This window comes from Kitasatospora sp. NPDC008115, assembly GCF_042957205.1.
Classification (GTDB): Bacteria; Actinomycetota; Actinomycetes; order Streptomycetales; family Streptomycetaceae; genus Kitasatospora.
This window is the reverse complement of sequence record NZ_JBIBHU010000018.1, coordinates 72,302-85,610: the sequence shown is the minus strand read 5'-3', so window position 1 is coordinate 85,610 and position 13,309 is coordinate 72,302. Positions and strand designations below refer to the sequence as shown.

Here is a 13,309-nt window from a genome sequence, read left to right as displayed (position 1 = left end):
GGTGGGGGTGCGGGAACGGTTCGGTGTCCGGATGGCCGGGCGGCGGCACGGTCGGGACGGTCATGACGAGCCTCCCCGTCCTCACCGGCCGAGCGCGTGGGACAGCTCGCGCTTGTTCATCCTCGAACGCCCCTTGATGCCGCGCTGCTTGGCCTCGTTGTACAGCTGGTCGTAGGTGGGCCCGCCGGAGCCCCGGTGCGAGCGCTGCCCGCCGCGCCGGCCGGAGGACATGTCGTGGGTGGAACTGCGGCTCGCCGTCCTGGACTCGCCGTGCCGGGCGCGTTCCTTGTTGACCGTCCGGGCGGCGATCTCCTTGGCCCGCTTCTCGCTCGCGCCGCGATCCAGCGCGCTCTCCTTGATGTGCTCGTACTGCCGCTCCCGCTTGGGGCTCGATCCTCGGGGCATGGCCGTGCTCCTCTCCGGTTCCCCGTTCTTGCCACCGGCGTCTACCCGGCCGGCCGCCGCCGAACCACCCGTCCCGCGTGTCACCCGCCGCGCGACGGTGGCACAGTGGGAGGCGGGGCGGCGCCGCCGCTCCCCACGGCGGGACCGCCCCTCGGCGATCGGGCCGTGCGGTGGATCCGGGCGGTGGACGGATGGACGAGCACCAGGCACCGGACGGCGTGCCGGGCAGCGCGCCGGGGGCCGGAACGGGCCGCGCGGACCAGCCCGACCAGGTCCTGCGGCAGCTGCTCGCCGGGCTGACGGCGGTGCGCGACGGCGACTTCCGCACCCGGCTGGGCCCGGACCTGCCGGGCGTGCCGGGCGAGATCGCCGGCGTGTTCAACGGCATGGTCGAGCAGCTCGCCCGGGTGACCTCCGAGGTGACCCGGGTGGCCCGGGAGGTCGGCAGCGAGGGCCGGCTCGGCGGCCAGGCGTACGTCCCCGGCGCGGCGGGCACCTGGCTGGACCTCACCGACGCCGTCAACGCGATGGCCGGCGACCTCACCCGCCAGCTGCGCAACATCGCCCAGGTGACCACGGCGGTCGCCCGCGGCGACCTCACCCAGAAGATCGAGGTCGACGCCCGCGGCGAGCTGCTGGAGCTCAAGAACACCGTCAACACCATGGTCGGCCAGCTGTCGGCGTTCGCCGACGAGGTGACCCGGGTGGCCCGGGAGGTCGGCAGCGAGGGCCGGCTCGGCGGGCAGGCCGACGTCCGCGACGTCTCGGGCACCTGGCGTGACCTCACCGAGTCGGTGAACGTGATGGCGGACAACCTCACCGCCCAGGTCCGCGCCATCGCCGAGGTCACCACCGCCGTCGCCGAGGGCGACCTCACCCAGAAGATCAGGGTCGACGCGCGCGGCGAGATCCTGCTGCTGAAGGAGACCATCAACACGATGGTCGACCAGCTGTCGGCGTTCGCCGACGAGGTCACCCGGGTGGCCCGGGAGGTCGGCACCGAGGGCAACCTCGGCGGCCAGGCCACCGTCCGGGGCGTCTCCGGCACCTGGAAGGGCCTCACCGACAACGTCAATGTGATGGCCTCCAACCTCACCGGCCAGGTCCGCTCGATGTCCGAGGTGGCCACCGCCGTCGCCCGGGGCGACCTCTCCCGGAAGATCACCGTGGAGGCCAAGGGCGAGATGGCGGCGCTCGCCGGCGCGATCAACACCATGGTGGACACGCTGTCGGTGTTCGCCGACGAGGTGACCCGGGTGGCCCGGGAGGTCGGCACCGAGGGCACCCTCGGCGGCCAGGCGCGCGTCCCCAACGTCGCCGGGACGTGGAAGGACCTCACCGACAACGTCAACTTCATGGCGCACAACCTCACCAGCCAGGTGCGCAACATCGCCCAGGTGACCACGGCGGTCGCCGAGGGCGACCTCACCCGCAAGATCGACGTGGACGCGCGCGGCGAGATCCTGGAGCTCAAGAACACCGTCAACACCATGGTCGACCAGCTCGGCTCTTTCGCCGCCGAGGTCACCCGGGTGGCCCGGGAGGTCGGCACCGAGGGCCGGCTCGGCGGCCAGGCGGAGGTCGAGGGCGTCTCCGGCACCTGGAAGCGGCTCACCGAGAACGTCAACGAACTCGCCGGCAACCTCACCCGGCAGGTCCGCTCCATCGCCGAGGTCACCGGCGCCGTCGCCGCCGGAGACCTCACCCGCTCGATCACCGTGGACGCCTCCGGCGAGGTCGCCGACCTCAAGGACAACGTCAACTTCATGGTCGAGTCGCTGCGCGAGACCACCCGCGCCAACCAGGAGCAGGACTGGCTGAAGACCAATCTCGCCCGCTTCACCGCCTCCATGCAGGGCCAGCGCGACATCCGCGCCGTCGCCGAGCTGATCACCGACGAGCTGACCCCGCTGGTCGGCGCCCAGTACGGTGCCTTCTACCTGGCGGAGGAGGACGGCGAGTCCACCGCGCTGGCCCGGATCAGCGCCTACGGCATCCCCTCCGGCGGGGCCGCCCCCGCCCGGGTGCGGGTCGGCGAGTCGCTGGTCGGCCAGGCCGCCCGCACCCGGCGCACCGTCACCCTCGACGACCTGCCGCCCGGCTACGCCACCGTCTCCTCCAGCGCCGGCGCCAGCCACGCCCGCTCGGTGGTGATCCTGCCGATCGCCCTGGAGGAGTGGCTGCTCGGCGTCATGGAGTTCGCCTCCGTCCACCCCTTCAGCGCCGTCCACCGCGACTTCCTGGAGCAGTTCGCCGAGGCCTGCGGCGTCAACATCGGCACCCTGCTCGCCAACGCCCGCACCGACGAACTGCTCGGCGAGTCCCAGCGGCTCACCGCCGAACTCCAGGCCCGCTCCGAGGAGTTGCAGGACGGCCAGGAGGAGCTGCGGCGCTCCAACGCCGAACTCGCCGAGAAGGCCGGGCTGCTCGCCGACCGCAACCGCGACATCGAGGCCAAGAACCTGGAGATCGAACAGGCCCGGCAGGAACTGGAGGAACGCGCAAGGCAGTTGAGCCTCACCTCGATGTACAAGTCGGAGTTCCTGGCCAATATGAGCCATGAACTGCGCACCCCGCTCAACAGCCTGCTGATCCTCGCCCAACTGCTCGCCCAGAACGCGGCCGGCAACCTCACTCCCAAACAGGTCGAGTACGCGGGCGTCATCCACTCGGCCGGCTCCGACCTGCTCCAGCTCATCAACGACATCCTCGACCTCTCCAAGGTCGAGGCCGGCAAGATGGAACTCGCCCCCGAACCCTTCGCCGTCCAGGACCTGCTGGCCTACGTCGAGTCCTCCTTCAAGCCGCTCGCCGACCAGAAGGAACTCGCCTTCCGGATCACCGTCGAGGACGGCGTCCCGCCCGAACTCGTCACCGACCAGGCCAGGTTGCGCCAGGTACTGCGCAATCTCCTGTCCAACGCCGTCAAGTTCACCGACGCCGGCCGGGTCGACCTGCGCATCGAACGCGTCGAGGCCGGCGCCCTGCCCGCCGAACTCGGCCAGGCCGAGGCCGCGGTGGCCTTCCACGTCGACGACACCGGCATCGGCATCGACCCCGCCCACCTCGACTCCATCTTCGGCGCCTTCCAGCAGGCCGACGGCACCACCGGCCGCCGCTACGGCGGCACCGGCCTCGGCCTGTCCATCAGCCGCGAACTCGCCCGCCTGCTCGGCGGCGCCCTCACCGTCCGCTCCGCCGCGGGCCGCGGCAGCCGCTTCAGCTTCTACCTCCCGCTCGCCCGTCGCGACCGGCCCGCCGCCGCCCCGCCCGCCGAGGCCCGCGTCCTGGTCGTCGAGGCCGAACCGCCCGCCCTGCTCACCCTGCTCACCCGCACCGCCGCCGAGGCGCACGGCGACGACCCTCCGACGGGCATCCGCAGCGCCGGTGACGAGGCCGGGTTGCGCGCCGCCATCGCCGAGGGGTCCTACCGCTGCGCCGTCGTCGACCTCGCCCACACCGGCGAACTCGCCCCCGTGCTGCTCACCGCCCTCCCGGAGAGCACGCCCGTCCTCGGCTACCACGGTGACGGCGGCCCCGCCGCGAGCGTCGGCGCGACCGTCGACCGCCTCGAACTCATCGCCGGGCTCGACGAGTTGCGCGAACGGCTGATCGCCCTGCTCGGCGGTCGGCACCCCGCCGCCGCCCCCGGCCCGGCCGGGCCCGGGGCCGGGGCCGAGGAACCGCTCGCCGGACGCACCGTGCTGATCGTCGACGACGACATCCGCAACGTCTTCGCCCTCGCCGCCGCTCTGGAACAGCACGGCCTGACCGTCCTGCACGCCGCCGACGGGCGCGCCGGGCTCGACCTGCTGCGCCACCACCCCGAGACCGACCTGGTGCTGATGGACGTGATGATGCCCGGCCTCGACGGCTACGCCACCATCGCCGCCATCCGGGCGGACGAGCGCTCCGCCCGGCTGCCGGTGGTCGCCGTCACCGCCAAGGCCATGGCGGGCGACCGGGCCAAGAGCCTCGCCGCCGGGGCCGACGACCACGTCACCAAGCCCGTGGACACCGTGCTGCTGCTGGAGCGGATGCGGCACTGGCTGGACGCGTCATGACCGCCGGCCCCGGCTCCCGGGACGACACCGCGCGCGACCCCGCCCCGCGGGACGACGGGGCGGCCGACGCGGGCGGAGACGACGTCGCCGGGGCCGAGGGTGAGGCCGTCGCGCGGCGGCTCGCGGGCGCCGTCCGCCGCCTCCAGCACGCCGCCGAACGGATGCGTGCGGAGGAGGGCACCCGGGCGCTGGTCGATCTCGCCACCGGGATGCTCGCCGAACGGCTGGCCGTCCCGCCCGCCGAGGCCGCCGCCCGGCTGGCCCGGCTCGCCCGGGAGGCCGGGGTCCCGGTCCTCACCCTGGCCGCCGACGTCGTCGGCCGCGCCGCCGAGCCCGGCCGCACCGGCCCGGCCTGGCCGCCGCCCGAGCGCCCCGTACCGCCCGCGGAGTCCGCCCTGGCCGAACCGCCCGAACCGCCTGAACCGCCTGAACCGCCCGAACCGGCCCCGCCGACCCTCGTCCGGGCCCTGGCCGCCGTGTCCGACCTGGACGGCGCCGTGGAGGCGGTCCTGCGCCAGGGCGCGGCCCCGCTCGGCGCCCACGCCGTCCTGGTCTGGCAGCGGCTGCCCGGCGGCGCCCTCGGCCTCGCCGCCCGGGCCGGACTGCCGGCCGACGAGGCCGAGGCCTGGAGCCGGGTGCCGCCCGGCGTCCCGACCCCCGCGCAGCAGGCCGTCGCCACCGGCGCCGAGCACTGGCCCGGCGACCCCGCGCCCCCCGGCCCCGCCGTCGGCGGCCCCGACACGCCCCGGGCCGTCCTCCCGCTGCTCGACTACGGCCGCCGCCGCGGCGCGCTCGAAGTGCTCTGGCCCGGCCCCGCCCCCGCCCTCGGCACCCCGCAGCGCCGCCAGCTCCGAGCCCTCGCCGACCTCTGCGCCACCGTCCTCGGCCACCCCGAGCCCGCCGTCCCGCCGGACCGGCAGGCCGACCTCCTGGACGGCCTGCCCACCCCCGCCCTGCTGCTCGCCCCCGTCCTGCGTGACGGGCGGGCCGTCGACTTCACCATCCTGCGCACCAACCGCGCCTTCCGGGACCCGCTCGGCCGCCCCCGCAGCGGCCTGGACGGCACCTCCCTGCTGGAGACCTACCCGGTGGCCTGCGCCACCGGCCTGCTGGAACCGCTGCTGCACGCCCAGGAGACCGGGGAGACCCGCACCGACGACCGCCTCCACCTGGTCTTCCAGGGCGGCGGCATCTCCCAGCCCGTTACCCTGCGGATCGCCGTCGCCCCGCTCGACGGGCGGCTGCTGCTCAGCTGGCAGCGGGACGACGAGCACTCCGGCGAGTCCGACCAGACCGCGCTGCTGCGCCAGGCCCAGCGCCTCGCCCGGGTCGCCGGGTTCGAGGAGCAGCCCGGAACCGGCCGGATCCTGTGGAACGCGGGCCTGCCCGAGCTGTTCGGCCTGCCACCCGGAGCCCCGGCCGTTCCGCTGGCGCAGCTCGCCCGGTACGTCCACCCGGACGACGAGCCCGCCGTACGGCGGCTGCTGGACACCGTCCAGCACCGTCTGCGCACCGCCTCCGCGGTCTTCCGGCTGGTCCGCCCGGACGGCACCCAGCGCTACACCCGGGTGGTGGCCGAACCGGTCCTGGACGCCGACGGCGCGCTCAGCGCCGTGCGCGGCGCCTACCACGACGTGTCGGCGCAGCACTGGACCGAGGTCGCGCTCGGCGCCACCCGGGCGCGGCTGGCCGACAGCGAGCAGGAGTCGGCCGAGCGCGAACAGCTGGCGCTGCGGCTCCAGCAGGCCATCCTGCCCGCCGCGCCGCCGCCGCTCGGCGCCACCGGCCTGCACGCCGCCGTCCGCTACCGGCCCGCGGCCAAGCGCGAGCGGGTCGGCGGCGACTGGTACGACGTGCTGGTGCTGCCCGACCGGCAGGTGCTGCTCGCCGTCGGGGACGTGGCCGGCCACGGCGTCGGCGCGGCCACCGGCATGGTCGCCCTGCGGCACGCGCTGCGCGGGCTCGCCGTCACCGGCGCGGGCCCGGCGCGGCTGCTGGAGTGGGCCAACACGGTGGCCCTGCGCGAACCGGGGCAGGTGACCGCCACCGCCGTCTGCGTGCTGCTCGGCCCGGACGACGGCACGCTGCGCTGGGCCCGGGCCGGCCACCTGCCGCCGATCCGGCTCGGCCGGGACGGCGCCGAGGTGCTGCCGCTGCCGCACGGGGTGCTGCTCGGCGCCCTCGCGGACACCGAGTACGAGGAGTACTCGGCCCGCCTCGCGCCGGGCGACGTCCTGCTGCTCTACACCGACGGCCTGGTGGAACGCCGGGACCGCCCGGTCGAGGAGTCGGTCGACCACCTCATCCGGGCCGCCGGCCCGCCCGGCCCCGACCTGGAGCGCTACCTGGACCTGCTGCTGGAGCTGAGCCCGGCCGACACCGACGACGACACCTGCCTGGTCGCCGTCCGCGTCGAGCCGGACGGGCCCGGCGAACCGCGTTAGGCCCGGGCCCGTCCGGGTAGGCGCGACGCAGTGGTGGGGAACGGACACCGAGGGGGCGAGGACGGAAGGGACACGCCATGCTGCTGTTCGGACTTCTCCTGGTCGCCGCGACGGCGGCCTTCACCGGGCTGTTGATCGCCGACAACCTCTCCGGCGGGCCGGAGTACCAGGTGACCATTCTGGGCAACGACCTGGTGACCCTCAACAGCCTGGGCGTCTTCCTCGCCGGGCTGGCGCTCGCCCTGCTGTTCTGCCTCGGCCTCGCGCTGGCCGGCGCGGCCCGCAAGGCCCGGACCAGGCCGGCGCGCCGCACGACCCGGCGTGACCGCAGGGCGGCGGCGGTCGCCGGGACGCGGGCGCCGCGCACGGACGAGCGGCTGGCCGACGAACGGATGGTCACCGAACGGATGGTCACCGAGCGGCCTGCCGACGAGAGGCCGGCCGCCGACCGCTGAGGAGCGACCGCCGAACATCGAGGAGGAACGACCGCATGCCCAGGGCCATGCCGCCCGCCACCGACCTCCACGGAACACTGACGGTCCTCCGCTTCCCGCTGGCGGCCCGCCCCGGCATCACCGCCGAGGCCCGGGCCCGTACCGCGGACTGGCTCGACGACACCACCGAGCGCGCCGTCGTCACGGACGTCGTGCTGCTGGTCTCGGAACTGGTGACCAACGCCGTCCGGCACACGGGCGGCCCCGGGACCCTGCTGCTCGCCCGCGGCGGGAGCCTGCTGCGGATCGAGGTGACCGACAGCAGCCCCCGCCCGCCGCGCTCCCGCCGCCCCCGCCGCCCGGAGGACCTCGGGGGCCTCGGACTCTTCCTCCTCGCCCGCCTGACCCGCCGCTGGGGCTGGTACCGCCACGGCCCCGGCAAGGCCGTCTGGTGCGAGGTGTTCCTCCCCCCGCCCCGCTCCCTCCCGGCCTGCTGAGCCGCGCGCTGGCCCTGTTCCCGGGGCGGCCGCATAGTGAAGGCATGAACACCGGACCGGCTCAGGACCGGCTGCTGTCCGAACAGCGCGCCTACTACCGGGCCCTCGCCCCGGACTACCCCGACCACCTCCGTGACCTTCCCGGCGGCGTCGAACTGGCCGAAGCGCTCGACGCGTTCCGGCCGGCGGGCAGCGTCCTGGAACTGGCCTGCGGCCCCGGCACCTGGACCCCCCGGCTGCTCCGCCACGCCGGCGACCTCACCGCCGTCGACGCCTCCCCGGAGATGCTCGCGATCGCCGCGAGCCGGCTGCCCGAGGGCGCCCCGGTGAGATTCGTCGAGGCCGACCTGTTCGGCTGGGAACCCGACCGCCACTATGACGTGGTCTTCATGGGGTGCTGGCTCTCGCACGTGCCGGCCGGCCGGTTCGAGGCCTTCTGGTCCCTGGTGGCCGCCGCCCTCGCGCCGCGGGGCCGGGTGTTCCTCGTCGACGACCGCTACCGCAATCCCGAGGAGCTCGTCGAGGGCCCGGCATCCTCCACCATCGAGCGGCACACCCCGGACGGGACGGCCTACCGGATCGTGAAGGTCCCGTACGAGCCGGCCGAGCTGGAGGGGCGGCTGCGTGGACTCGGCTGGGACATCACGGTCACACCGACGGCCGGCCCGCTGTTCTGGGGCGCCGGGGGCCGGGCGGGGGAGAGCGCCGCGGACCGCGGGAAGCCCGCCTGACCTGGTGCTGCTCCCGGGCCCGAGGCCCGGGGGGCCTACGCCGGGCGGTCCGCCGTCCGGTAGATTCTGCGGACTGTTGATCGGCACACGAAGCGGCTGCGGGCTGCGGGTTCGGTACGGGGGCGCGGCATGGGGTCGGGGCGGGAGCGGGAGCAGGGGCGGCGGGTGGCCGACCTGCTGGAGTGCTGGCGGGCGGTCGAGCTGTTCAGTCCGCCGGGCATTCCGGAGGTGCCGCGCAAGCGGCGCGCGGGCAGGCCCCGGGCCTCCGACACGTTCGTCGTCGACCTCGCACCGGCGGCGGGTCAGGACGCTCCGGTGCTGCCGTGGTCGGCCGAGCATCCCGACACGGCGCCGTGGCGGGCGCCGCGCGGGATGGTGTGGCGCCACGAGGTGTACGGCGGGCTGTTCGACCTGGAGCTGCTGCGGCAGGCGATGATCGCCGTGCTGCCGGCCGGGACCGAGCCGGATCCGGGGGTGCCGCAGGAGGAGCTGGTGCTGTCGGGGCGCAGCGCGATGTTCGCGCTGGTCCTGGACGAGTACGGGCGGCCCGTCGACGGGACGTCGGTGGTGTCGGCGTGCGCCTGGGCGACCGGCCGGCTGTTCGACCCGGGGCCGTCGGCGCCGGGGTGGCTGGACGGCTTCGAGGAGCTGGGCGAGGCCTTCGAGGTGGCGGTGGGGCAGTTGGCCGCCGCGCCGATCACGTACGCCGCCGGGAGCCGGACGGCGCGGGAGGCCGGGTACGGTGTCCAGCCGGCGCCCGACGCCGTCGTGGCCCGGGGCTGGCGGCAGGTGCTCGCCGAGGTGCTGGGCGGGGCGGCGGTGGCGGCGGTCGGGGTGCTGCTCGGTGACATGACCGGGGCCGCGGTCCAGGGGGCGGCGGACCCCCTGGTGCGCAGGGTGGCGGACTGGGTGGCGGCCCGCCGCCCGGCGCAGGACGGTGCCACGGCGCAGGACGGCCCCTCAGCGCAGGACGGCCCCACGGCGCAGGGCGCGGCCGGGACCGGGACCGGGACCGAAGCCCCGCAGGAGGCCGCCGTGGCCGCGCCCGCCGACCCGGCCCGCAGCGTCGCCTTCGCCGACCTCGTCGCCCTGACCGCCCAGATCGCCCACCTCTGCGGTGTCCAGGACCGCCTCGACCCGCGCGAGATCCGCGTCTGCAGCCGGCTGGTCCGCCTGCCGCGCGACCCCGAGGCCAGGCCCACCGCCGCGCAGCCGTTCCTCAACAGCCTCCTGCCGCCCGACCTCGCCCGGGTCCGCGCCGCCCTCGACGACGGCGCGGACGGCCTCGGCCCCGCGCTGGACGCCTATCTGACCTCCCGTGCCGACATCGCCGCCGACGCCCGCACCGACCTGCGCGAGGACCGCCGGGCCGTCCTGGACGGCGTCGACCCGGCCCTGGTGCCGGCGGGGCGCTGGCCGGCGAAGGCGGCGTACCCGCTCGCGCTCAGCCAGCAGTTCGCGGTCAACCGGATGCTGGCCGACCGCGAGGGGACCGACGGCGGCCTGTTCTCCGTCAACGGCCCGCCCGGTACCGGCAAGACCACCATGCTGCGCGACCTGGTCGCCGCCCTGGTCGTCGAACGGGCCACCGTGATGGCCTCCTTCGAGCGGCCGGAGGAGGCGTTCGTCGGCCGGGCCTGGCGCGGCAAGGACCGGCAGGGGCGCCACGCCCGCTTCGTTGCGGCGCTCGACCCCAGGCTCACCGGCCACGAGATCGTGGTCACCTCCTCCAACAACGGCGCCGTGGAGAACGTGACGGCCGAGCTGCCCGGCGCCGCCGCCCTCGACGAGCACTGGCACGACGGCCCCGACCACTTCTCCGACCTGGCCTCCGCCCTGCTCGACGGCGCGCCCGCCTGGGGCCTGGTGGCCGCCGTGCTCGGCAACAAGTCGAACCGGACGAGGTTCGCCCAGCGCTTCTGGTGGGGCCGGCTGACCGAGGAGGAGGCCGACGCGCGCACCGCCCGGGGCCTGCCCCCGCTGCGCGGCATGAACGCCGTCCTGGGGGACTGGGTGACGCCGAGCGCCCCGAGGTCCCGTACCGCGCGCACCGCGGACACGGCCCCCGCCGCCGGCCCCGCCCAGCCGGTGCCCTCCTGGCCGCAGGCCGTCGCCGCCTTCGAGGCCGCCCGGGCCGAGGTCGAACGTCTGCGCGCCGAACGGGCCCGCCTCGCCGCCGCCCTGACGGACACCGCACCGGAGCGGGGCCCGCGGCGCCTCGACGCCCTGCGCGCCGACCTCGCCCTGGCCGACCGGCGCACGGCGCAGGCCGAGGCCCGGCACGCCGAGGCGGCCACGGCCGCCGCCACCGCCCGGACCGCCGCCCTGACGGCCGAAGCCGCCCGGGACGCCGTGACCGGGGACATCCCCCGGGCCCGGACGGCCCTCGCCGAGGCCCGCGCCGACCTGGCCGCCGCCCGCGAACGGGCCGCCCACCACCGCGAGTACGTCGAGGCCCTGACCGCCCGCCAGGACGCGCCGGCCACGGCCGGACCCGGCCTGCGCTCCGGGCTGCGCCGCCTGCTGCGGACCGCCGCCGAGCGCCAGGCCGACGAGGCGCAGCAGGAACGCACCCAGGCCGAGATCCTCGACCTGCTGGTGCGCCGGCGCTCCGCCCTGGAGGACGCCAACGAGCACCTCGCCGACTGCGTGCGCGCCGAGCGGCTCGCCGCCGACGACCTGCACACCCGCTCCACCGTCTCCCTCGCCGAGGCCGCCGGGGCCGCCGACCGGGCCCGGGCCCGCGAGGCCGCCGCCCGGACGGCCGAGGCCGCCGCCCTGGAGGCCATTCGGCGGGCCCGGCACGAGGCCGAGGCCGCCCGGCGCGACCTGGACGCGGAGAGCGCCGGCCTCGACGCCGCCCACCGCGTGCTGCGCCGGGCCGCCGCCGACCTGCCCTCGCTGCCCCTGGAGTGGGCCCACCTCGACGACCGGGAGCAGGAACTCGGCTCGCCCTGGTCCGACGAGGCCTGGTGCACCGCCCGCAGCGACCTGTTCATGCGCGCCCTGGACCTGCACCGCGCCTTCGTCGCCGCCAACGCCAAGCGGGTGCGCGGCAACCTCCTCGTCCTGACCGAGCTCATGGCGGGCACCAACGGCCCCGTCCCCGACGAGGAGGTCCTGCGCGCCTGGCAGACCCTCTTCCTCCTCGTCCCCGTCGTCTCCACCACCTTCTCCTCCATCGGCAGCATGTTCGCCCGCCTCGGCCGGGGCGCCATCGGCTGGGTGCTGGTCGACGAGGCCGGGCAGGCCACCCCGCAGGCCGCCGTCGGCGCCCTGTGGCGGGCCCGCCGGGCCGTCCTGGTCGGCGACCCGCTCCAGCTCGAACCGGTGGTCACCATGCCCGCGGCCCTCCAGCGCCGCCTGCTGCGCGCCCACGGCGTGGACGAGGAGTGGCTGCCCTCCGCGACCTCCGCCCAGGCGGTCGCCGACCGCGTCAACCGCTACGGCACCTGCCTGCCCGACCCCACCGGCGACGACGGGTCCACCGTCTGGGTCGGCTCGCCGCTGCGGGTGCACCGCCGCTGCGAGGAGCCCATGTTCACGGTCAGCAACGACGTCGCCTACGGCGGCCTGATGGTCTACGGCACCCACCCCCGGCCCTTCCCCGACGAGGACCACGACGGCCTGCTCCCCAGCCGCTGGCTCAACACCCCCGACCCCGCCCGGGACGGCGACGCGCCCTGGGGCGAACGCGACCGGCGCGCCCTGGAGTTCGTCCTCGGCCGGCTCGACCGGCACGGCGTCACGCCCGGCCGGGTGCGGATCATCGCGCCCTTCCGCGCCCTGGTCCGCGAGGCCCGCGAGACCTGCGCCGAGGCCGGCTGGAGCGCCGAACAGTTGGACGAGCGCTGCGCCACCGTCCACCGGGCCCAGGGCAAGGAGGCCGACGTCGTGATCCTCCTGCTCGGTGGCAACCGCCCCGGCGCCCGCGCCTGGGCGGCCGGCAGTCCGCACCTGCTCAACGTGGCCGCCAGCCGGGCGAAGCGGCGCCTGTACGTGATCGGCGACCGCGCGCTGTGGGCGCCGCTGGCCCACTTCGACGTCCTGGCCGCGGAGCTGCCGACCTACGACCACCTCCGCGACCGGGACACCTGGCCGCTGGACGGACCTAACCCTGCTTGATCGCGGAGATGTCGAACTCCAGGACGACCTTGTCGCCGACCAGGACGCCGCCGCCCTCCAAGGCGGCGTTCCAGGTGACGCCGAACTCCTTGCGGCTGATCGTCAGCGAGCCCTCCAGGCCCACCCGCAGGTTGCCGTACGGGTCGACGGCGTTGCCGGTGTACTCGAAGTCGATGGCGACCGGACGGGTGACGTCCTTGATGGTGAGGTCGCCGGTCACCCGGTAGTCGCTGTCCGAGCGCGGCTCGACGGAGGTGGTGCGGAAGGTGATGTCGGGGAAGTTGGGGGCGTCGAGGAAGTCGTTGGTGCGCAGGTGCTGGTCGCGCTGCTCGACGCCGGTGTCGATGCTCTGGGCCTTGATCGTCACCTGGCCGGCCGATTCGGCCGGGGCGGAGCCGTCCAGGTGGGCGGTGCCCTTGAACTGCCCGAACGAGCCCCGGACCTTGGTCACCATGGCGTGGCGCGCGACGAAGCCGATCCGGGTGTGGGCGGGGTCGAGCACGTAGTCGCCGGTGAGCTCGGGGAGTGAAGCGGACATGCGGTGCCTCCGTGGATGGTGTGGGTCCGTCAGGACGGCGGCGCGGCGAGCCGGGCGGCCGACTCCTGCAT

At 75.8% G+C, this 13,309-nt stretch carries 8 protein-coding genes; 6 read left to right on the top strand and 2 right to left on the bottom strand.

Annotation, left to right across the window (positions count from 1 at the left end; all coding sequences use genetic code 11):
- Positions 1-81: 81 nt before the first annotated feature.
- Positions 82-405 carry a plasmid stabilization protein gene (locus tag ACFZBX_RS22795; RefSeq protein ID WP_391535610.1) on the bottom strand — a complete coding sequence of 108 codons (324 nt, stop codon included), beginning with the start codon at positions 403-405 and terminating at the stop codon, positions 82-84.
- Between the two features lie 191 nt (positions 406-596).
- Here ACFZBX_RS22795 and ACFZBX_RS22790 point away from each other — a divergent pair, with 191 nt between their 5' ends.
- The 6 genes from ACFZBX_RS22790 (at position 597) to ACFZBX_RS22765 (ending at position 12,700) form a co-directional block, all read left to right on the top strand.
- Positions 597-4,469 carry a HAMP domain-containing protein gene (locus tag ACFZBX_RS22790; protein ID WP_391535609.1) on the top strand — a complete coding sequence of 1,291 codons (3,873 nt, stop codon included), beginning with the start codon at positions 597-599 and terminating at the stop codon, positions 4,467-4,469.
- Complete coding sequence (locus tag ACFZBX_RS22785) at positions 4,466-6,913, top strand: SpoIIE family protein phosphatase (RefSeq protein ID WP_391535608.1); 2,448 nt, start codon at positions 4,466-4,468, stop codon at positions 6,911-6,913. Before ACFZBX_RS22790 ends, ACFZBX_RS22785 begins: the two co-directional genes overlap by 4 nt.
- Positions 6,914-6,990: 77 nt before the next feature.
- A complete protein-coding gene (locus tag ACFZBX_RS22780) occupies positions 6,991-7,368 on the top strand; it encodes a hypothetical protein (protein ID WP_391535607.1) in 378 nt (125 codons plus the stop codon).
- 35 nt (positions 7,369-7,403) lie between these two features.
- Positions 7,404-7,844 carry an ATP-binding protein gene (locus tag ACFZBX_RS22775; RefSeq protein ID WP_391535606.1) on the top strand — a complete coding sequence of 147 codons (441 nt, stop codon included), beginning with the start codon at positions 7,404-7,406 and terminating at the stop codon, positions 7,842-7,844.
- Positions 7,845-7,888: 44 nt separating this feature from the next.
- Positions 7,889-8,575, top strand: a complete 687-nt coding sequence (locus tag ACFZBX_RS22770; RefSeq protein WP_391535605.1) for a class I SAM-dependent methyltransferase — start codon at positions 7,889-7,891, stop codon at positions 8,573-8,575.
- 129 nt (positions 8,576-8,704) lie between these two features.
- Complete coding sequence (locus ACFZBX_RS22765) at positions 8,705-12,700, top strand: AAA domain-containing protein (RefSeq protein WP_391535604.1); 3,996 nt, start codon at positions 8,705-8,707, stop codon at positions 12,698-12,700.
- Here ACFZBX_RS22765 and ACFZBX_RS22760 read toward each other — a convergent pair.
- Positions 12,687-13,238 (bottom strand): YceI family protein, encoded by a 552-nt coding sequence (locus ACFZBX_RS22760; RefSeq protein ID WP_391535603.1) that lies wholly within the window; start codon positions 13,236-13,238, stop codon positions 12,687-12,689. The two genes, ACFZBX_RS22765 and ACFZBX_RS22760, sit on opposite strands and share 14 nt — an antisense overlap.
- Positions 13,239-13,309: the final 71 nt, after the last annotated feature.

Bases quoted from the DNA above. Each gene is read 5' to 3' on its own strand.
- ACFZBX_RS22790 (WP_391535609.1), top strand. From the start codon at position 597: ATGGACGAGCACCAGGCACCGGACGGCGTGCCGGGCAGCGCGCCGGGG.
- ACFZBX_RS22760 (WP_391535603.1), bottom strand. From the start codon at position 13,238: ATGTCCGCTTCACTCCCCGAGCTCACCGGCGACTACGTGCTCGACCCC.
- ACFZBX_RS22765 (WP_391535604.1), top strand. From the start codon at position 8,705: ATGGGGTCGGGGCGGGAGCGGGAGCAGGGGCGGCGGGTGGCCGACCTG.
- ACFZBX_RS22775 (WP_391535606.1), top strand. From the start codon at position 7,404: ATGCCCAGGGCCATGCCGCCCGCCACCGACCTCCACGGAACACTGACG.
- ACFZBX_RS22780 (WP_391535607.1), top strand. From the start codon at position 6,991: ATGCTGCTGTTCGGACTTCTCCTGGTCGCCGCGACGGCGGCCTTCACC.
- ACFZBX_RS22795 (WP_391535610.1), bottom strand. From the start codon at position 405: ATGCCCCGAGGATCGAGCCCCAAGCGGGAGCGGCAGTACGAGCACATC.
- ACFZBX_RS22785 (WP_391535608.1), top strand. From the start codon at position 4,466: ATGACCGCCGGCCCCGGCTCCCGGGACGACACCGCGCGCGACCCCGCC.
- ACFZBX_RS22770 (WP_391535605.1), top strand. From the start codon at position 7,889: ATGAACACCGGACCGGCTCAGGACCGGCTGCTGTCCGAACAGCGCGCC.